Origin of the sequence: Bradyrhizobium japonicum USDA 6 (genome assembly GCF_000284375.1) — a bacterium.
GTDB classification, from domain to species: domain Bacteria; phylum Pseudomonadota; class Alphaproteobacteria; order Rhizobiales; family Xanthobacteraceae; genus Bradyrhizobium; species Bradyrhizobium japonicum.
This window is the reverse complement of record NC_017249.1, coordinates 3,143,137-3,161,385: the sequence shown is the minus strand read 5'-3', so window position 1 is coordinate 3,161,385 and position 18,249 is coordinate 3,143,137. Positions and strand designations below refer to the sequence as shown.

Annotated in this window: 21 protein-coding genes and 1 pseudogene; 12 read left to right on the top strand and 10 right to left on the bottom strand. The window is 59.3% G+C overall.

Annotated elements, in window-relative coordinates:
- Window positions 1–140: 140 nt before the first annotated feature.
- From BJ6T_RS14820 to BJ6T_RS14815, 3 genes are read right to left on the bottom strand one after another with little or no spacing between them, the layout of a single operon-like run.
- On the bottom strand, window positions 141–575 hold the full coding sequence (locus tag BJ6T_RS14820; RefSeq protein ID WP_014493202.1) for a hypothetical protein: 435 nt from the start codon (window positions 573–575) through the stop codon (window positions 141–143).
- Window positions 556–804, bottom strand: coding sequence for a hypothetical protein (locus BJ6T_RS45570; protein WP_141379025.1), 249 nt, complete (start codon window positions 802–804; stop codon window positions 556–558). Before BJ6T_RS45570 ends, BJ6T_RS14820 begins: the two co-directional genes overlap by 20 nt.
- Window positions 805–814: 10 nt before the next feature.
- Window positions 815–994 (bottom strand): hypothetical protein, encoded by a 180-nt coding sequence (locus tag BJ6T_RS14815; protein ID WP_014493201.1) that lies wholly within the window; start codon window positions 992–994, stop codon window positions 815–817.
- A gap of 901 nt (window positions 995–1,895) precedes the next feature.
- Here BJ6T_RS14815 and BJ6T_RS47170 point away from each other — a divergent pair.
- The gene (locus tag BJ6T_RS47170) at window positions 1,896–2,123 is read left to right on the top strand and encodes a transcriptional regulator (protein WP_155256740.1); all 228 of its coding nucleotides are present in this window, start codon (window positions 1,896–1,898) and stop codon (window positions 2,121–2,123) included.
- 710 nt (window positions 2,124–2,833) lie between these two features.
- Here BJ6T_RS47170 and BJ6T_RS14805 read toward each other — a convergent pair.
- Window positions 2,834–3,592, bottom strand: coding sequence for an MBL fold metallo-hydrolase (locus tag BJ6T_RS14805; RefSeq protein WP_080588732.1), 759 nt, complete (start codon window positions 3,590–3,592; stop codon window positions 2,834–2,836).
- Between the two features lie 273 nt (window positions 3,593–3,865).
- Here BJ6T_RS14805 and BJ6T_RS14800 point away from each other — a divergent pair, with 273 nt between their 5' ends.
- Window positions 3,866–4,807 carry a dipeptidase gene (locus tag BJ6T_RS14800; protein ID WP_028170269.1) on the top strand — a complete coding sequence of 314 codons (942 nt, stop codon included), beginning with the start codon at window positions 3,866–3,868 and terminating at the stop codon, window positions 4,805–4,807.
- Window positions 4,808–5,521: 714 nt separating this feature from the next.
- On the opposite strand, the gene BJ6T_RS14795 is transcribed toward BJ6T_RS14800, so the two are convergent.
- On the bottom strand, window positions 5,522–5,782 hold the full coding sequence (locus tag BJ6T_RS14795; protein WP_028170268.1) for a DUF1488 family protein: 261 nt from the start codon (window positions 5,780–5,782) through the stop codon (window positions 5,522–5,524).
- 662 nt (window positions 5,783–6,444) lie between these two features.
- On the opposite strand from BJ6T_RS14795, the gene BJ6T_RS14790 reads away from it, so the two are divergent.
- The 3 genes and pseudogenes from BJ6T_RS14790 to BJ6T_RS14780 all read left to right on the top strand — a co-directional run bounded on the left by BJ6T_RS14790 (window position 6,445) and on the right by BJ6T_RS14780 (window position 8,651).
- Window positions 6,445–6,732, top strand: coding sequence for a response regulator (locus BJ6T_RS14790; protein WP_240537968.1), 288 nt, complete (start codon window positions 6,445–6,447; stop codon window positions 6,730–6,732).
- Between the two features lie 100 nt (window positions 6,733–6,832).
- Window positions 6,833–7,716 (top strand): annotated as a pseudogene (locus BJ6T_RS14785) (transglutaminase family protein).
- Window positions 7,717–7,841: 125 nt separating this feature from the next.
- Window positions 7,842–8,651, top strand: a complete 810-nt coding sequence (locus BJ6T_RS14780) for a transglutaminase-like domain-containing protein (protein WP_014493193.1) — start codon at window positions 7,842–7,844, stop codon at window positions 8,649–8,651.
- A gap of 220 nt (window positions 8,652–8,871) precedes the next feature.
- On the opposite strand, the gene BJ6T_RS14775 is transcribed toward BJ6T_RS14780, so the two are convergent.
- Window positions 8,872–9,549: a Crp/Fnr family transcriptional regulator gene (locus BJ6T_RS14775; protein WP_014493192.1), complete on the bottom strand. Its 678-nt coding sequence runs from the start codon at window positions 9,547–9,549 to the stop codon at window positions 8,872–8,874.
- A 485-nt stretch (window positions 9,550–10,034) separates the two neighbouring features.
- Here BJ6T_RS14775 and BJ6T_RS14770 point away from each other — a divergent pair, with 485 nt between their 5' ends.
- From BJ6T_RS14770 to BJ6T_RS14750, 5 genes are all read left to right on the top strand, one after another.
- Window positions 10,035–10,406 (top strand): hypothetical protein, encoded by a 372-nt coding sequence (locus tag BJ6T_RS14770; protein ID WP_014493191.1) that lies wholly within the window; start codon window positions 10,035–10,037, stop codon window positions 10,404–10,406.
- A 69-nt stretch (window positions 10,407–10,475) separates the two neighbouring features.
- Window positions 10,476–10,799, top strand: coding sequence for a hypothetical protein (locus BJ6T_RS45565; protein ID WP_144037994.1), 324 nt, complete (start codon window positions 10,476–10,478; stop codon window positions 10,797–10,799).
- Between the two features lie 173 nt (window positions 10,800–10,972).
- Complete coding sequence (locus tag BJ6T_RS14760) at window positions 10,973–11,326, top strand: hypothetical protein (protein WP_014493189.1); 354 nt, start codon at window positions 10,973–10,975, stop codon at window positions 11,324–11,326.
- A gap of 466 nt (window positions 11,327–11,792) precedes the next feature.
- A complete protein-coding gene (locus tag BJ6T_RS14755) occupies window positions 11,793–12,587 on the top strand; it encodes an alpha/beta fold hydrolase (protein WP_028170265.1) in 795 nt (264 codons plus the stop codon).
- Window positions 12,588–12,613: 26 nt separating this feature from the next.
- On the top strand, window positions 12,614–13,705 hold the full coding sequence (locus tag BJ6T_RS14750) for a PAS domain-containing sensor histidine kinase (protein ID WP_043900367.1): 1,092 nt from the start codon (window positions 12,614–12,616) through the stop codon (window positions 13,703–13,705).
- Window positions 13,706–13,772: 67 nt separating this feature from the next.
- On the opposite strand, the gene BJ6T_RS14745 is transcribed toward BJ6T_RS14750, so the two are convergent.
- Window positions 13,773–14,945, bottom strand: coding sequence for an AI-2E family transporter (locus tag BJ6T_RS14745; protein WP_028170264.1), 1,173 nt, complete (start codon window positions 14,943–14,945; stop codon window positions 13,773–13,775).
- 175 nt (window positions 14,946–15,120) lie between these two features.
- The gene (locus BJ6T_RS14740; protein WP_014493185.1) at window positions 15,121–16,158 is read right to left on the bottom strand and encodes an alpha/beta fold hydrolase; all 1,038 of its coding nucleotides are present in this window, start codon (window positions 16,156–16,158) and stop codon (window positions 15,121–15,123) included.
- Window positions 16,159–16,343: 185 nt separating this feature from the next.
- On the opposite strand from BJ6T_RS14740, the gene BJ6T_RS43390 reads away from it, so the two are divergent.
- Entirely contained in the window at window positions 16,344–16,565 is a 222-nt protein-coding gene (locus BJ6T_RS43390; protein ID WP_141379027.1) for a hypothetical protein, read from the top strand.
- A gap of 382 nt (window positions 16,566–16,947) precedes the next feature.
- The gene (locus BJ6T_RS14735; protein ID WP_225895070.1) at window positions 16,948–17,094 is read left to right on the top strand and encodes a hypothetical protein; all 147 of its coding nucleotides are present in this window, start codon (window positions 16,948–16,950) and stop codon (window positions 17,092–17,094) included.
- A 219-nt stretch (window positions 17,095–17,313) separates the two neighbouring features.
- Here BJ6T_RS14735 and BJ6T_RS14730 read toward each other — a convergent pair whose 3' ends face one another.
- Window positions 17,314–17,550, bottom strand: a complete 237-nt coding sequence (locus tag BJ6T_RS14730; RefSeq protein ID WP_014493182.1) for a hypothetical protein — start codon at window positions 17,548–17,550, stop codon at window positions 17,314–17,316.
- A gap of 458 nt (window positions 17,551–18,008) precedes the next feature.
- Window positions 18,009–18,218, bottom strand: a complete 210-nt coding sequence (locus BJ6T_RS14725; RefSeq protein WP_014493181.1) for a cold-shock protein — start codon at window positions 18,216–18,218, stop codon at window positions 18,009–18,011.
- Window positions 18,219–18,249 lie beyond the last annotated feature (31 nt).

Genomic DNA, 18,249 nt, shown 5'->3' with positions numbered 1-18,249 from the left:
TCGGTAAGATCTGGCGTGGCTAAAAAACGTCGCGCTCGCGACGCGCGCTGTCACCGCGATCCGATCGTGTCCTCCATCAGGTGGCTACTCCGGCATCCGATAACAACCTTTGCGCGTTCATAAAGACGGGCGTGCCTTCATCAATGTTCGTTGCCGTTCGCGTCATTCTTGTGCTTGTGCAGAAATCGCGCGATCTGCCCACGAAGCTCCGCCGTCTCCAGCAACTTGCCGACCGATCCAGCGGTGTCGAAGATCTCCCGCTGCAACGTCGTCGGCAGAGCGTTCCATTGCATGATGACAGCCGCGCCAAGACAGCGCAGAACGCGTTCCTCTTCGCTTGCAAGGGCCGCGCCGCGAGATTGGTCCGGGCCTATGACATGAACTGCGTCGTGGTAGTCGTCCGCCAGTCTCTGCTCGTTATCAGCAAGCGAGACGAGGCGGTCCTGCAGTTCCTGAAGTTTGCGGCCTTCATCCAGATCGGTCGAACCCTTGACCCGTTCGCCGTATTTGGCCGCTTCTGCACGATATTGTTTAGACTTGAACATGTCCGGCCTTTCATAGGCGCAGCCATCCATTACGATCAAACTCGATAGTCGACCAGAACAGACACGGCGGCGTTGCCGCAAAATCCGAGTTGCTGTTGCAAAGCGGCAGCGACGCGTCGACAGCGCGCTCCTCGACTAAGGTCGCCGTCTCTTTGTCCAGCTGCCTTTCCGCACAATATTCACGCCGATCATCCCGCAACGTTTTCTTTCTGCCGAGGCGAAAACCGTCTGCCCGCCGTTTGCTCTGGCGCGGCAGCACAGCTGTTCCCTCAGGCTTCGAGCTTATCGAACTCGTCAGGCAGCAGGATCTGGCCTCGCGGCGTGCAGATCCGCACGTCCATATAGCCTTCCTGCAAGAGCTCCCGCGCCTTCTTCAAGGCGGCAGCCACCGTGTCGCGACTCAGATTGACGCGGCCGGCTCCATTGTGGCCGCCAACCAGGTATTGCATTCGTGTTGCGCTATCCACGCGGGACAACCGCTGCAAATACCAGGAGCACAGGAAACAGCAGGAAGATCACCGGCGACACGATCCAGTCGGCTGCCAAACGAGATCGAGACATCCACGCTCCTCTTCCTTTCTTTCGGCGGGAGCGTTCGTTACCCTCAGTCACCGGTGAAAGCCGCAGGATGGGCGGTGATGAGCAACTCTACGCTTACGTCCTGGGAATAGCGAGCGCTAAAACGTCGAGGAACAGCAGCGAGAGCGAATTTGCAGGGCTCTCCGCCTCGGAGTGCCGGGCGATGCTTCTTGCACAAAGCGACGAGGTCATCGAGTGATGCGAGTCGTTGGCTCGAATTCGAAGTCCGGAGCAGCTTCCACGAACGTCCCGAATGGCGATTGAGGTTCGCTCCACAACCAAGCAACTGTTCTGCGCCTCCCTGATCTATCGAAATAGGGACCCCGCAGCATTAGGCTGCCTCCGTTGGCGGTCGTCGCCCTCGCCGTACCCGCAGAGTTGAATTGAATCGTTCACTCCCATGAGGCGACGACGAAACAAAGTCAGACTTCTCAGCCGGCACGTGCTATGAGCCATGAAGAGATTGTTCGTGGCGCTGATCGTTGCAGGGTCGCCACCACAGCCCAGACGATCGACCCGTCGACTGCTCCGGAAGAGGAGCCTTCCTTGCGCGAATTAGGCCGCCCGCGCCGAACAGAAGGCGGATGATGCCGGTGGCCCTAGAGAACGCTGTTGGGACTGAGGCACCGATGGGCGCGACATTGAGATACGCCCGTGAAACCATCGGACGGGTTTGCAAAGCCCTAAGCGGGCGCCTTCCTGCCCTCAACCGAGCGCCTAATGAGGTCCGCTAACCGTTCCAAGCCGCATGTCGAGGCCGGAGACCATAAGATGAGTGACGATCGGGAACTTCATCGCGCTGCCAAAGCGAACCGAGAGCGCCTTGCGGTCGCGCATCGCGAGGTGGTCTTGCAAGAAGAGGCAAAAAATGCCGTTGATATTCGCGAAAACATGGCGCGCCTCAAGGAACTGAGATTGGCCAAGGAAGCACGAGAGACTCGAACGCAAATCTCCAAAGCGAACCAGCGCCCGGCGCCTAAGCCGGGACGATCCAGATAAAGCTGATCAGTTAGCGGGTCTTCCTGTTCAGGTGCGCCTTTCGCCGCCTTGCGTGAGCAGCCAGCTGCTGGCAGTCGCTCATTCTGCGCGACCCGCGCTTCTGCTTTTCCGCACCCATGACGCGCGGTAGCTCGCGCGCGCCACGGTGCCCCCGTGAAAAGCCCGCCAGCGGTTGGTGCCAGGGCTCGAATTAGCTCGCGTTTGACTTCCCTGGGGCGCATAGTTGCACCATCACCGGTCCCGCACTCGGCATTACCGGTGACCGAGAGTTTTGTGCTCCCGCCTATTTGTGGGGAAGCACCCATGGCCCAATCTCAGCACCTGTCGTCCGCCGTTCTTCCGGCTCCATTTGAGCGCCCCGCCTGTCCGAAGTGCTACGCCGCGATGATGCTCGTCAGCATCGAGCCAGACCCCGCCAGGGACCTCGACTTGCATACGTTCAAATGCGCTGTCTGCAATCAGGTCTTTGAGACCCTTGCTGCATATGAAGACCCCATGAAGTCCAAGGCCCTTGGCCGCTGGCTTCAAGGCGATTTGCACCCATCGAGGTGATTTCGTGGGAAAGATGAAGCCCGCCGGAAGGGGCAGCCAGCCGCTGCCGGTCGCGCTTCATGTGAATTCGCCGCCAGCGCTTCATGCCGGACGCCCCTCGCGCTTCCATCGTGTCGGATGCGCCTGTTGACGTAATTGACGGCACATCTCCTGCGGCGTCATCTCCACCTCCTCGACGATCTCCTGAGGAGAAGGCGGCCCTTGAGGCGCGGTGCGGACGCGCTCTGGAAGTCGACGATGTTACCTTTCGACGAGCTTGAAATACCGGGGACGACTTCCGTGGAGCTCGAGAACGCAGCGACCTTTCCGGCGTCCACATAGGGCTTGAGAGTCTTGATCGCCTCGTCGAAGTATTTGCGGTCGTAACCTGACTCGGCGGAATTCGCCGGGTTCAGGAAGAAGTCGACATCCGGCTTTCCGACACGGACCGTCGCGTTCGCAAATACGATCCTCTGGCCTTCGACCAGGCCACCGCTGTGGTCGGTGTGGACGTGGGTGATCAGAATGTCGGTGATCTGCTCCGGCCGGTAGCCGGCCGCCGCAAGACTGGATAGGAGCTTGCCACCGTTTCCTGGCCCAAAGAGCTCGCCAGAACCTGTATCGACGAGCACGAGGCGATCAGGCAGCGCGATCAGGAACACGTTGATCGACGCCTCGATCGGATTGCGCAGAAAGCTCACCTCGAGAAGGGCGTCCGTCTTCGCTTGAGTGGTGTTGGTCAGCAGGGCATACAGGTCCTGCGGCACCGTGCCGTCTGACAAGGCGATGACGTTGACCGCACCGACCCGGAAGCGATAGAGATCGGCGCCCTGCACCGCGACGTGCGGTATTGGCGCCATCGACTGAGCCAAGCTCGGCGACGTTCCGTAGAGAAATACTTGAAGAACAAGGGCAATTGGCAGGCGTATTTTGCGCATAGATATCTCCTGAGGTTGGATAGGTGATGATCTAGGCGGGCGCCCACACCTCGCGGAGACCCATGGCGTCGATTGGAGGCATCGACGCTGGCTATGCCCTCCGCGTAGTGGTGGATATGAGCCCGAAGCTCGTGATCGCCGCTCGCGTGCCGACATACGGATTGTTCGTTGCCTTACGGGTAACGTGCCGATGCCGAGCTTGCTTCTATTATCGCTTACCGAATTGAGCTTCAGTGGCGAAGCCCATACCCCAAGCACGACGAGCGTGAACACATGACTCCGATCAGGACGTTTGATGGTCACAATGACGCCCTCCTGCGGCTATTGAGATCGACGTCTGTTGATCCGGTCGGAGAATTTCTCGCTGGCGGACCCAAGGGTCACATCGACCTGCCAAAGGCGGCAGCGGGGCATTTTGTCGGCGGCTTCTTTGCACTCTATTCGCCCTCGGTGGCGGCCCCAACCGACTTCAACAACATGACGGGAGAAAGTTACGCTCTCGACATGCCACCCCGATTGACGCTGGGCGAAGCCCAGCCTCCAATTTTCGCGATGATTGCCACGTTGATGCGTGTCATCCGCAGATCGAACGGACGGGTCGCGCTTTGCACGACATCGTCCGACATTGAAGCGGCGATCGATCGCCAGTCACTCGCCGTGATCCTTCATCTCGAGGGCGCAGATGCGATCGACGAGGATTTGCATCTGCTTGAGGTTGCAGCCGGCAGGCGCCTTGTTCAGGCCTGTAACGAGCTGAAGATTATGGTCGACCTCTCGCACATCACCGAAAAGGGATTCTTCGACGTCGCACGACTCTCGAAGGCTCCACTTGTCGCGACCCACTCCAATGCCCACGCCCTTTGCCCGTCTCCACGCAATCTCACTGACCGCCAGCTTGCCGCCATTCGCGACAGCGGAGGCATGCTAGGCTTGAACTTTGCGACCTGCTTCCTGCGCAGCGACGGGCAGATGCGCCCCGATACGCCGATCGACCTCATGGTTCGCCAACTTGATTATCTGCTCGAGAAGCTCGGCGAGGACCACGTCGGACTGGGGTCCGACTTCGACGGCGCCATCGTCCCCGAAGAAATCGGCTCCGCGGCAGGACTTGGGGCACTCTATGCGGCCCTCGAAGGACACGGTTACTCGCGCGAGCTCCTGACCAAGATCGGCTCGACGAACTGGATCGACGTGATCAGGAGAACGATCGGGTGACGGCTATCGATGCTCATCGCGAACATCGATAGGAGATATCAACGATTTCATTGGCTGAAGCTCGCCGTATCGACTAGTCCCTATCACTACCCTATCCGGATCTCAAAGAATTGCGATCCCGTGCGCCGATCGCATTCATTATCGCTATTTGTACATGGGGTTTCGGTGGTCAAACGGTGGTCGAGTGCATCAACCGACTGTTGGAGCCCGCCTGAACAACGGGCGGATATGGACTGAGCATGAGGCCGGGGCGAAGACGGCCGACCTAGCTCGCAAGCACGGGGTCTCCGAAGCGACTAACCGCGGCCGGATGAAAGTTCGGTGGCAGGTCAGATATGATAGTGGATCCGCCGCGCTCACCCATTCAACAAAAACGACGGCTTATCGCACTATTGATTTGCTCTTGTACCACCGTCGATCGGTCGAGGGACATATCCGACCTGCTGAAGCGGGGCGGACACCCATGTGCCTGCAGCAAATGCGTTAGCAGTCACTCCTTGACATCTAGGACCGCAGTCCATCGGTCCAGATGCGGCCGGCGTCGAGTGCAAATCACTGCTCGAGGGCGTTTGCAACTCTCTGGGGCAGACCATTGCCGGGCTAGAAAAGGCTACGCTCCTGCCTTGAAACAGAAAGAGACTCCATCTGCCTATAGGCACAGGCAGAGGGGTTCATTTGGTTCGGGTGCGAAACCCTTAAAAGGCGCCGATCGGCTCAAAAATTGCCGGCGACGAGATCGTAAGAGCCCCTGGTACCGCGAACGTACACCTTGGCGGCGGCGGCGCATATCAAGTCCCGATTGGAATCGAACGCGTGGAGAAGGCTCGACTCGTCGTAGCAGGTATCGGGTTGAATTCGCTTCAGCGCTTCTTCTTCGATAAAAAACGATGCCTCAATGGCGCTATCGTGTCCCCAGAATCGCACGGCACGCCGCGTGCGGTCGTATGAACGGCTATGGTTTGGAAACTCGATCATGTGGCCGGGGCAGATCCGTTGTGGAAAGGGGACTTCCTTGCCTTGCCAGCTCGACGCTATTTGCCTTTTGGACGGCCGATCTGCGACCGCCCTTACGAGCGACGGTGCCAAACCTGGCGCTGGATGAGCGTTGAGGTCCCGCAAACTCTTAGATGGCTACGTGGAAAGCGAACTACAATCCCGTTCGCCCCGGTCACAGCAAATAGTTTCTGCCTGACCTCGCTATTCCGCGGACGGGCACCATATCTTGAATATCACCGCGTGCTTCCCGGCTGTTATCGGTGACTGAGAGCATCGTGCTCCCGCCGCGACCAAGAGGCGGTCAATATGTCAAACATCTCCAAATTCGGACTGCGCGCGTGGCTGGTGCCGCCGGTCCTGCTGCCGATCTTCTTCGCGTTTGTGATCGCTGGTGCGGTACTCATTCAATGGTAGCCGCCCGCGGGCCGCAGCGGCGCAACTCTCTGAGATCATGAAATTACATCTCAACGGATAAAGGGATGCGGCAGCGAGACGGGAACATAGAGGGGCGTGCCCATCATCGGTGCGCACCCACAGCAGCCGTATGCCGGGGAGTCTCAATGACGTTCGGTCCATCACGCATTCCAGTCTTCGTTCTCGTCGTAGAAGACGAGATGGTGCTCCGCAGGCGCGCAGTTGGCATGGTGGAAGACGCCGGCTACACGCCGTTGGAAGCGCTGGATACCGACGAAGCCCTCGCAATCCTGAGCTCCAGATCCGACATCGCGCTCGTTTGCGCCGACATCCAGCTGCCGGGCAGCATGGACGGCATAGGCCTTGCGCACACCGTGCGTAGTCGGTGGCCGGCGATCGACGTCATCCTGATGTCCGAGCAATTGAACCCGCCGAGCATCGATCTTCCCCTTGCAGCGAGTTCTATGGTAAGCCGCTCCAGGCTTGGCAGATCAAAGCTGGGATTCGTAGGATGATTGGCCACGCCCGAGGCGCGTTATAGGGCCCAACATCGTCCGACTCTCCACGTCAAGCGGCCATCGAGCAAGCTCTCACCTCTCGTCGATCGGCGGTACCATGGCGATCTTCCTCGTCCGGCATATCACGACATATCGGTACCGGCGTGCGGTCCGGCTCGGCCGACATCAATTGATGGCGCGCCCGCGCGATAGTTTCGACCAGCGACTGATTGATTTCTCGCTCGATGTGACGCCCGAGCCCTCGGAAGTGAGGTGGCTGCACGATGTCTTCGGGAATTGTGTTGCGCAGGTCGAGTTTGGCTGTGACAGCGACAATTTGCGATTCGAGTGCGTCATCAAGGTCGATCACACGCCGGAGAATGCGCCCGACTTCAGAATTGAGGACCACGCGAAGGACCATCCGTTTGCATATCAGGCGGAGGAGGCGCCCGACCTGGCACCCTATGTTCAGAGGTGGTTCTCAGACCCCGAAGACCATCTCGGCCGGTGGCTGGACACGTTTCTCGTGCGCGGGACCAGACGTCCTACCGGACAGGTCCTGATGACCCTCAATGAAGCAATCTCGGATGGCTTCGCCTACGACCGCCGCACGGCGCCAGGAACGCAAAGTCCTTCTACGACACTCGAACGCAGGAAGGGCACCTGCCGGGATTTTGCCGTCTTGATGATTGAAGCTGCACGAAGCCTCGGCTTCGCCGCACGCTTTATCACCGGCTATATCTACGTACCGGATCGCGATGGTCCTGTCTGGCTGGGCGGGGAGCCACCCATGCCTGGTGCCAGATCTACGTCCCCGGCTCCGGCTGGGTCGAGTTCGATCCGACCAATGGAATCGTCGGAAACCGCGATCTGATCCGCGTGGCGGTGGCCAGAGTCCCAAGCCAGGCCATTCCCCTGTTCGGCACTTATTGGGGAGCTCGTGAGGACGAGCTTGGGATGGATGTGGACGTGAACGTCAAAACAGCGGCGGCTCTGTCGTAATGTCGCTCAATGAAGAGGCAGGAACACGCCCCCGCCAGCGCGTTGGAACTTCCGAACGCCACGCTCGATAGGCACGATCGAGATCGAAGCAGCCGCGGCAATTTGTCGACTTTGGAGGACGCCGAGTGAATATCCTGGTCGGCTATGAGATGATCTACGACTTTCCGCAGCACACACCCATGATCATGGTCCTGGGCGTTAATTTCTCTCGGGCATCGGACGTCGTCGTGCCCGATTATCTGACCACCACGCCCTCCGTTGCGATCGTCCCCTATCGTGACGGCTTCGGTAATTGGTGCAGCCGCATCGTTGCTCCAGCCGGTCGAATGCGCCTGGCGGCTGACGGGATCGTTCGCGACACCGGCTTGCCGGACGTCGTTGTGCCCTCGGCTACCCAACACGCGGTCGAGGACTTGCCGGCAGAGACGATCGTATATTTGCTCGGCAGCCGCTATTGCGAAACCGATCATCTGTCCGATGTCGCGTGGAAACTTTTCGGGAAGGTCTCGCCCGGATGGGCCCGTGTTCAGGCGATCTGTGATTTCGTTCACAATCACATTCAATTCGGCTACGAACACGCGCGCGCAACCAAGACGGCCCGGGACGTCTTCAACGAAGGCAAGGGCGTTTGCCGAGACTTCGCGCATCTGGCCATCACGTTCTGTCGCTGCATGAACATTCCCGCCAGATACTGCACTGGCTATCTCGGCGACATCGGCATGCCTCCCCCCTACGCCCCAGGAGACTTCGCGGGATGGTTCGAAGCCTACATCGGCGGACGTTGGTACACATTCGATCCACGCAACAACGTCCCCCGGATTGGACGTGTTCTGATCGCTCAAGGACGTGACGCGGCCGACGTGCCGATTACCCAGACGTTTGGCCCTAACACCTTGGTCAGCTTCAAGGTGTGGACCGACGAGATCCATTCGTGAGCACAGGATGAAGTGAGGCTGAGCCCTGAATCGCTCCAGAGAAATGATCCCGGACTTGCGACTCGACTTGACCGTACGAAAGCGAGTTGAGCTTCTGCCGGAACGAATGTCGGTGGCGCAACTTGGTAAGGACGACCGGATGCAAACGCCCCCACAGCATCCGAGGAAATGACGGCCTCATTGCGCCCCCACGCTCTGGGGCCGTCGCTTGGGAGTCTCTCTAGTCGCGCTCTCTGAGCACGGGCTTCTCGTGCAACACCGCACTCAACAACGAGTTGTGGACCTCGATGTGGCCATTATAGCTGATGAGCCCCAACTTTCGAAATTTGTTCATGAAATAGCTGACCCGCGATCGCGTGGTCCCGATCATCTCAGCCAGTGTCTCCTGATTGATGCTCGCACTGATCGGCTGCGGACTGCCTTCCTTGCCGAAATTCGCGAGCAGCAACAGCAGGCGAGCCAGCCTCCGTTCGCTGGAATTGAATAGCTGGTCGATCAGGTCCTCCTCGATCCGGCTGTTTCGGGTCAACAGATACGAAATGAACAGCTGGGAGAATTTCGGCTCTTCACGGATAGCCGACATCATCGCTTCTTTGGTTATCGACGTGATGACGCAATCTTCCATCGCCGTTGTCGTCGCGATCCGCAGAGGATGACCATTCATGCATCCCTCGCCGAAGAACTGACCGGGCTCGAGAATGGCGACGACTGCCTCCTTGCCCTGCTCCGAAACGACCGTCAGCTTGACCTTGCCGCTTTGAATGTAGAACACCGAGTCAGCAGCGTCGCCCTGCTGAAACACATGCTGGTTCTTGCGAAACGTCAGAATGGCTTTGCCGGCGCCCACCTTGCCGAGAAAATGTTGGGGATCGAACGTGTCCTTGGACGGCTTCGCCACGCGTGGACTCCTTTGAATCGACCAAACTTGTTCGCTTCGATCGGCTGCCAGGGAACGGCTTTCTTGACCAAGCGACGAACGGTTGCTCCTTGCCGGCCAGACCTTGCGGCAGCGGCCCTATTGGGCAGAATTTACTCCCTGATTGTTCGCAATTCTAGGGAAGAGCCACTTTCCAAAGGGCGCGGCTCATTGCGCGCCCATCAGCAGGCATTCTCGGGCGAAGCGACGGTCGCCCTGCGCGTGGCACGACTTTACGATGGAGCATGGAAGTATGCCGACCCGGCGGCACGACGCGCTGGTCAATATAGCTCACCATGGAGTTAGGCAGCGCCCGAACTCCTTGCGGGCCCTGCTTTGCACCCCCTCGCTATTCGACGCTTCCATACCCATATCCTGTGTGTCTGATCGGACCATCGGGCCAATTGAGTGCAACGCCCCGCGACAGGCTGCCGGCCTGAATAGGTCGCCGACAACAGGAGGATTCCATGCCACTTGCGCGCTTTCGAATCGATGAAGGACCGCACACGATGGACGGGCTCCGACTCATTGCACGGGATGGCAACAAGCAGGTCGAGGCATTCATGAGCCGGAAGGTGATGGACGTCTGGGCGGAATCCGTCGAGCATCTTGGAGGACGTCAAAGTCTTTTCCGAGATCAATACAATGCGCTTGGCAGACTGAACCTCCCCGCACTCCAACGGATTGTGCGCGCGAAATACGAGCGAGGTGCCGCGTTCAACCGCCAACATCCCTTCGTGGAGGTCCTGTTCTCTGACATTTCCGAAAGTGGCGAGACCTTGGATCTAAGTGAACTGGTTCGAGAAGCATTGCCCCCGGCATTTCATAGGCTGACCTAGTATCCTGAAGGCAGGCAGCGACCGAAGCGTATGCTTCCGGCTCGCCGGATTCGGCACATTTACTTGCGAGTGAGCAATATTGACCAGCAAGGCGCCAAGCCAGGTTTCAATATGACTTCCGTAGCTCTCGGTGAAGGAAAGTCAGCGCGCCGCCTGGCCATGGTCGATGTCATGTCGTCACTTCTGCGCAAGCGAACAGACAAACAAATCGGCTACAGCGTCTCGCAGCTCGTTCAACTGCGCCATCAGATGCTCCGGTTTGCTCGGTCGCTCCCCCAGGACCTGACCGAAATCAGCGGCGGCAAATCGCGTCTTCCTTGCGAAGCCTTGCCAGACGCAAGCGGTGAACCGGCTGTCCCTGATGACGAAGTCAAGCATTGCAAGACAAGATAAAGTTGGGGGCCGCCAGCTCGTTGCCAGCCGTGCCAGGCGCGGTTCGACAAGCGGGCGATGCGCCTTACATCGGACGAGGAACGTACGGAGCGCAAGCGTCGACGGACAAGAGGCCCGAATCTCGCCCCGGGGGCTCGACCGCTTCGACCGGCCGAGGAAAAGGAGTGGTTCAGATGATGGTGCCAGTGAAAACCGAGGAGTTACCTGCGGGCGTGTTCGTGCTGGAGATCGATGGCCAGCCGATCTTAGCGCTCATGGCTGCCACGCTTTTCCAGGCCAGAGAACTCGGCCAGGAGCAATGGCTCCTAGAGGACTTGAAGCGAATGACGCTCGGACACAGACCGCTTTGGGATGGGACGTCTCCGATTAGGGTGCGTCGCGCCGATCCAGCAGAAGAAGTGTATTACGTCGACGCGAAGACGGAGAGAGCTGCGGACGACTCGCCTTTGGTCTATCTGGTTCGGCGCGACGATGAAGCGGATGCAAGTGGAGCCGTCACTCGTGGCACATTTCCGCCCAGTAGATGATATCGAGATGGCGTGGGGTCTCGTCGGTCAAGCGACATTGGGCGCGCCATGACAATGGCTGAGACGTCATCAGTGTGAACAGCAGTCAACTACAGCATCCCAGATGCACCGCCTCGAGATCGAAGATGTGACTTTCGGACGCGGAGTGGATCGACAGTTCGCAGGACGCGCGTCGCCAGTCGCGGGCTCTGATCTCGCCAGATCATTCCATTGAAGCGCGGCCAGCTTCCCGCTGGAACTGTCCCGGCGTTGGGGCCGTTCGAGATTGCATCAGATGGCTCGAGCGATATCCGGCAGCTGGTCATCTACACGGGTAGGAAATCATGATGTTCCTGATGGTTCTGATCTGGGCGACGCAGAACCGAGACGCTGCCCTGGAGCCAAAGCTCGACGAGTGCTCCTGGCCAGGGCCGCATTGCGCTTAGCAAAGATAGAAAACTGCACGATGATGCGTAAGGGAGGCTTTATGGCAAATGTAACCGAACGGAATAACGTTCACGTTCGTGGCGCGGGCGACCGGGCGATGGTCTTCGCCCACGGCTTCGGGTGCGATCAGAACATGTGGCGGTTCGTGGCTCCGGCGTTTGAAAGGGACTTCAGGACGGTTCTATTCGACCACGTCGGCGCCGGCGGATCCGATCTGTCGGCCTATGACTGGGCCAAGTATTCAACCTTATCCGGTTACGCCGACGACGTGGTCGAAATCGGCGCCGAGCTAGGTTTGAAGGATTGCGTCTTCGTCGGGCATTCCGTCAGCAGCATGATCGGCGTGCTGGCGGCGCGACAAGCGCCAGGCATGTTCGGCAAGCTCGTGCTCATCGGCCCTTCAGCCCGCTACATCGACGACGAAGGATATGTTGGCGGGTTCAGTGCCGAGCAGATCGGTGAATTGCTCGCGCTTCTCGAATTCAACCACATGGGTTGGTCAACACAGATTGCGCCGATGATCATGGGCAATCCCGACCGCCCGGAACTCGGTCAGGAGCTCACGAACAGCTTCTGCCGCACGGACCCCGATATTGCCAAAGCGTTCGCCCGTGTGACTTTCACCTCCGACAACCGCAAGGATCTCGCGGAAGTTTCCGTTCCAGTCCTCGTCCTCCAATGCAAGGAGGACATCATCGCCTCCCAGGAGGTCGGCGATTTCGTTGCCCGTAGTATCCCCGGCGGTCGAATGATCGTCCTGAACGCGACCGGGCATTGCCCGAACCTCAGTGCGCCCGACGAGGTCATCGCGGCGATTCGAGCCTTCGTCTCGTGAGCGTCTCCGGTCCAGACTTCGAGGACATGGTCAACAACGCCCCGTGCGGGTACGTCACCCTGCACCCGAACGGCCGCATTGAGCATGTCAACCCGACCTTGCTGGCGTGGAGCGGGCACCCGGCAGACCAGATGGTCGGCAAGCGTTTCACCGATTTCCTGACCATGCCAGGCCGCATCTACTACGAAACTCATATCGCGCCGCTGCTGCGGATGCAGGGCTTCTTCAACGAATTCGCTATCGACATGGTGACCGCTGCCGGTGAGCCGCTCCACATGATCGCCAACGCGAACGAGCGCCGCGATGCGGATGAAAAGCTGCTGCTGATCCGTCTTGCGTTGATCAAGGCGACCGACCGACGGCGCTACGAACAGGAGCTCCTCGCCGGCCGAGAATTGGCCATTGCTGCCGAAAGGGCGACGCAAGAAGTGCTGCTGCTCGAGCACGAAACCTCCGAACTGCGGGAACAGTTCATCGCCGTACTTGGTCACGATCTTCGCAATCCTCTCGCCTCCATCAGCGCCGGCGCGAGACTTCTCGGCCGTACCGTGCAGAATGAGAAGGAGCAGCAGATCGTCGCCATGATGCAGACGACGGTCATGCGCATGGCCTCGATGATCGACAACGTCCTCGACTTTGCACGCGGTCGTCTGGGCGGCGGCATTACCCTGGAATACGATGCGAAAGGACCGCTGGAGCCCGTCCTTGCCCAGGTGATCGACGAACTGAGGCTGGCTTCGCCCGGTCGCGTCATCGAATTCGAGTTTGCCGTCGACGGGCCGGTAAACTGCGATCGCATCCGCATCGGCCAGCTCCTTTCCAACCTGCTCGGCAACGCCGTGACGCATGGCACGGCCAACAAGCCCATCACCGTTCACGCCGAGACGCGAAATGGATTGTTCGAGCTCTGGGTCGCCAATGCCGGTGAGGCTATTCCGCAAACGGTGATGGACAAGCTGTTCGAACCGTTCTTCCGCGGCAAGGCCCGTGCGAGCAAGCAAGGGCTTGGACTTGGGCTGTACATCGCCTCGCAGATCGCAAAGGCGCATGGGGGCGCATTGACCGTCGCATCGACACCCGCGGAGACCCGCTTTAGTTTCTCAATGCCGCTGGCGTAACATGCATGCTGCAATGGCCGCCTTTCGACGGCGCGGTCCTCAATCTTCTCCCAAGAGCGACACCGGACTAGCCTTCGAGGACGTGGCCCAAAGCTCTTAGCGGACGCACGCGATCGCTGACGATCTTGAGGATGGCCAGCATCGGAACAGCCAGGATCGCGCCAGGCACGCCCCACATCCAGAACCAGAACACCAGCGACAGGATGACCAGCACCGGGTTCAGCGTGAAGCGTCGGGCAAGCAACATGGGCGTCAGGGTTTCGCCTTCGGCGAGGTGGATGCAGAAGTAGAGGGCCGGCGGCAGCAAGGCCCACCACAAGCTGTCGAAGCTCAACATTCCGGCCAGCAGGAAGATGACGGTGCCTAACAGTGGGCCCAGAATTGGAACGTAGTTGAGCAGGAAGGCCTTGGCTCCCCACAACAGCGGGTCTCCAAGCCCGCAGAAATACATCGCAACCGCCGTTGCAATTCCCACTGCAGCATTCATGGCGGTGATTGTAAGCAGATAGGCAGATATGTCCGCTTCGATGTGCTGGGAGATGTCCACCGCCTGCCTCTTGTCGCGAAAACTTGGGAGGACCTCGACGATACGTCGCAGAAAAACGTCGCCTGCGACCAGGAGAAAGTAGAGCACCAGAACCGTGGTAAAAAGGCCGTCGATGACAGCCCGCGTTCCAGCGAAGAGCGCGCCGGTCAGGCCGAGATCGCTGCGGACCGAAACGATGGCTCCTTTCTTCTCGGGAGCGTCGGCGACGTGCTCGGCCTGCTGGATGACTTTCTGCAGCGCTTCGATCGGGCGCTTTAGAACGACCAAGTGAGTTTCGAGGCGAGGCAGGCCCTCCGGCAATTTCTCCGCCCAGGTCGCGGCAGGTAGCGACAAGGCTGCCACAAACCCCACGAGCGCTCCCACCACCACCAGGATCGCCAAGAGCGCTCCGATGGCACGGGGGAGACCTATACGCTCGAGCAGATGCACGACGGGGTGCAGAATGAGCTGCAGCACGAAGGCGAGCACCACGGGCAATATGATCGAGCTTGCCACATGCATGGCTGCCAGCACGGCCAGTGTTAGCAGACTACCGAGAAAGAACGTCTGCGGGCTGGACGGCAGCGGCATTTCGATATCGTCGGCCGCCTGCGGTGGCGAGGCAGCCGGTTCCGGTACGCCGACATTCTGCCCCGGGGACCAGGGGGGCTCATGCGGCAACTTTGACAGCGAGACCACGACGCTTTTCTCCATCCCGATCAAGGGGCCTGCCCCAACCCGCTGAGTCAGCTTCGCACCGGTCGGAAGGGCGCGATGCGGCTGCAGGAGCCTCTAGCCGGATAAGCAGTCGGTCCGGCTGGACGGTTCGGCCGCGGCGGGCCTCTTCGCCAACTGAAGAATGAGAACACGTGGCCCCGCCGGAGCGTTCCTAGGCGCTCGCGAACCGGTGCGGTGCATTCCCGCCAATGTCGGTCGCAGCAGCGGCTTCATCGATGGCCGCCATCAACCGAGCCGTGGCAGACTGTTGGATCATGTGCCCTGCCCCAGCGACGCGGTGCAGCTTGCTGTGAGCGATTTCGCCGTGAAGTCTGACCGATTGCTTGTTGATATCGATGAGGCGATCCTCATCGCCGGCGATGATGATGGTGGGCATCTTGAGTTGATCGTAGCTCTTCGACGACTCGAATGCAGCGGGGATCATCAACGTTGCCTCCGCCGCGCTGGCACGCATCTGTGACGGTCGCAACGCCAGCTCCTTGGGGAAGCCGACGAACTTGTCAGGGACTGGCCGCGGACCGAACATCTTTCGCAACATGGAAGGCCACAAGAGGCGGCTGACGATCGGCGAGATCGTGTGACTGATCGCATCGCCCATCCCGGGTATCGAAGACATCGAAGATGCCGCCGAGTCAGCACGAACGGTTGGAAAATAGTAGCCTGATGCGAGCACCAAAGCTTCGACAAATGACGGATGTCTTGTCGCCAGCGCAAGAGCGACCGCCGCGCCCCATGAATGTCCAAGCACGATCGCCCGCTGAACGCTCAGCCGATCAAGCGCCTTTCTGAACAGATCGGCCTGGGCTTCCGGGGTCCATATCACGTTCCGCGGCCGCGAGCTGTGTCCGAATCCGGGGCGGTCGAATACGATCACCCGAAACCGGTTGGCCGCCAGGTCGATCAAGCCGCTGGATTCAAAATCCTGGATCATGCTGCCGTTGCCGTGCAGGAGCACAAGCGGACGGCCGTTGCCGCGTTCCACGTAGTGCAGTCGGACGCCATCGATCTCCAAGAACTGCCCGCGAGGCGGGTTATCGCGTTCCGCTTTCTTGGCGACTCGCCCATTTACGATCGCCATGGCCCCGAGGAGGGAAGCCGCCCCGGCAAATGCCATAAGCGCAGGATGTCGCCGCAAGGCAGCGGTGTAGTCGGACTGGAGCGAGAGGGAGCGTGTTCGCGGGAGTGCCATGTGCAGTACCTCAGATGGTCTGCACGATGACTCAGGCAAATTGAGAAATGTTGCAGCTCATCCTCAACCATCGCCGCCGAATCTTCGTTCCAAACGTTACTTGGAGCGCATCGTTGTCGCTCTCGCCGGTTCAAGATTACTCTTACTGATCAGCCCAGCTGAAGGCAATAATGATGGCGTGGAACATGTCGACGTTGGTCTTGTTCAACATTGTTACTCTTGCCGAGAAAGCGACTGGATCAATGGCAAACAACAAAATCCCCAATGAGAAGCAGCCCGGCGAAAATCCGGAAGGTAAGTACCATTACAATCCGGGAAACATGGCTGGAAAAAAGCCCGGAGACGCGGAGCAGACTGACGAAAATCGGGACACCCCGGCTCGGCACAAAGAAAAGCCCGCCGGATAGGCCCGGCACCGCTCGCGACTTTGCCTTCGTCGGACGCGGAAGGAATCTGAAAGACCAATTGAGTCAGCCTTCCGAGAATCGGCTCATCGCAAGACGCGCGTCCGACGATGAGCCATCCCGGGTGGATGGCGCAAGCTGAGGGGTCAGTATCGCGCCACAGACCAATATGACAATCTCACGATGAGAGAGTCGTTCCTGTCAGATTGTCCGCCTCTGCCTCGGTTAGGGAAGAACTCAGCTGCTGGGCCTGATGCCGCGATAGGATCTATGGCTGGTGTGCTGTCGCTTTTAAGGAGCTCTTCATATGAAAATGCCTGTTCACTCAATTGAAGAGCCCGAGCCGAGAGCACCACGTGCTGACAGACTGCCGACGGAGGGATTCGTGATCATCGTCGACGGGCATTTCAAGCCGATGCTTGATACTGCGGAAGCTGCCGAGTCGTCGGGTCGCGCACTTAAGTCGACTTACCCGATGCTCAAGATCGAAATCTATGACGCCGTGACAAAGGCCCGAACCTTATTGGGCTGAGAATCAACTCTCCCCGATAAGTGTCTTCGCTGCGCGCGAGCTCGGCGGTTAGAGACATGCAGGAGGAGGTACAGTCGGCTCAAACAGCCGCTGCATCTTTCGGACGATCTGACCGCCAAACGCCGCGCAACGAGCCGTTGCCCGGCATCACGGTTCAGACAAAACAGTTGGCCGCGCCAACTGGAACTGGAGCCATTGTCCGGCGCCCTCTCCGGTTGATCAGCTCAATACGAGCTTGATCTGCCCGCCCTCAACGGCCCCCGCCGCGAGAGCGTCGCGCGCCATCTTTTCGATGGCCGGCCAATTTGAGAGAAGGTACTTCTGCGCCTGCGCTTTCGTTGGGTAAGCGGTTTGCAAAACGCAGGTCTGACGCGCGTTTCCATTCGCGATCTGGAAGGATACTTGTTGGGGTCCTTCCTGAACCTCTCGCTCGGTGGGCTCGGGAAACTTGCGCATCTTGCTCCTTCACTGGTTGTCGAAAGACTTCGCTCGCATGGACTGAACGCCACGTTACGATGACTGTCCAAGCCTAATCGACGCAAGCCGCTGCCCGTGGCCCTCACGTCTTACGACGGGCCTTGGTCCCAAGTCAGTTACGGACGTATTACGAACCGCATCTGTCAGCATTTGACGGAGTTCAGCCTTCGTCTTGTGCGGTTGCCGCGCGCTGGATTTTTGCCATTTGGTCATTCATCTCATATGGGGACGCCGGCAAAAGATGCCACTTTTTCGTTCAAGCTGGATTCCGACGGCGACGAGCGGCGTAGGGAAACCGGCTGCGCGCACATTGCGAAGCGCCATCTTCCTTGCGTTCTAAAAAACAAACCCGCAGCCGTTAAACCGGTCGCGGGTTGCGAAGCCAGAGGCCCTGCCAGTACATCCGTGGTCAAAGCAGCATGGCATCCTATGCACGCTTACGCGACGCGCAGATTCTCTGCTGCGGACTTGCCGGTCCGGCGGTCAGCAACGACGTCGAAGGACACCTTTTGTCCTTCATCGAGACCGCTCATGCCGGCGCGTTCAACCGCGCTGATATGAACGAAGACGTCTTGGCTTCCTTGGTCTGGTTGAATGAAGCCGAAGCCTTTTTGGCCGTTAAACCACTTCACAGTTCCCGTATTCATGGGTGATCTTCCTTTGGGATAGATGTTCGGA

What these genes read in the sequence shown, in the direction of transcription:
- BJ6T_RS14820 (WP_014493202.1), bottom strand. Translation starts at nt 575, where the DNA reads ATGGATGGCTGCGCCTATGAAAGGCCGGACATGTTCAAGTCTAAACAA.
- BJ6T_RS14815 (WP_014493201.1), bottom strand. Translation starts at nt 994, where the DNA reads ATGCAATACCTGGTTGGCGGCCACAATGGAGCCGGCCGCGTCAATCTG.
- BJ6T_RS47170 (WP_155256740.1), top strand. Translation starts at nt 1,896, where the DNA reads ATGAGTGACGATCGGGAACTTCATCGCGCTGCCAAAGCGAACCGAGAG.
- BJ6T_RS14805 (WP_080588732.1), bottom strand. Translation starts at nt 3,592, where the DNA reads ATGCGCAAAATACGCCTGCCAATTGCCCTTGTTCTTCAAGTATTTCTC.
- BJ6T_RS14800 (WP_028170269.1), top strand. Translation starts at nt 3,866, where the DNA reads ATGACTCCGATCAGGACGTTTGATGGTCACAATGACGCCCTCCTGCGG.
- BJ6T_RS14795 (WP_028170268.1), bottom strand. Translation starts at nt 5,782, where the DNA reads ATGATCGAGTTTCCAAACCATAGCCGTTCATACGACCGCACGCGGCGT.
- BJ6T_RS14790 (WP_240537968.1), top strand. Translation starts at nt 6,445, where the DNA reads ATGGTGGAAGACGCCGGCTACACGCCGTTGGAAGCGCTGGATACCGAC.
- BJ6T_RS14770 (WP_014493191.1), top strand. Translation starts at nt 10,035, where the DNA reads ATGCCACTTGCGCGCTTTCGAATCGATGAAGGACCGCACACGATGGAC.
- BJ6T_RS14760 (WP_014493189.1), top strand. Translation starts at nt 10,973, where the DNA reads ATGATGGTGCCAGTGAAAACCGAGGAGTTACCTGCGGGCGTGTTCGTG.
- BJ6T_RS14755 (WP_028170265.1), top strand. Translation starts at nt 11,793, where the DNA reads ATGGCAAATGTAACCGAACGGAATAACGTTCACGTTCGTGGCGCGGGC.
- BJ6T_RS14750 (WP_043900367.1), top strand. Translation starts at nt 12,614, where the DNA reads ATGGTCAACAACGCCCCGTGCGGGTACGTCACCCTGCACCCGAACGGC.
- BJ6T_RS14745 (WP_028170264.1), bottom strand. Translation starts at nt 14,945, where the DNA reads ATGGAGAAAAGCGTCGTGGTCTCGCTGTCAAAGTTGCCGCATGAGCCC.
- BJ6T_RS14740 (WP_014493185.1), bottom strand. Translation starts at nt 16,158, where the DNA reads ATGGCACTCCCGCGAACACGCTCCCTCTCGCTCCAGTCCGACTACACC.
- BJ6T_RS43390 (WP_141379027.1), top strand. Translation starts at nt 16,344, where the DNA reads ATGTCGACGTTGGTCTTGTTCAACATTGTTACTCTTGCCGAGAAAGCG.
- BJ6T_RS14730 (WP_014493182.1), bottom strand. Translation starts at nt 17,550, where the DNA reads ATGCGCAAGTTTCCCGAGCCCACCGAGCGAGAGGTTCAGGAAGGACCC.
- BJ6T_RS14725 (WP_014493181.1), bottom strand. Translation starts at nt 18,218, where the DNA reads ATGAATACGGGAACTGTGAAGTGGTTTAACGGCCAAAAAGGCTTCGGC.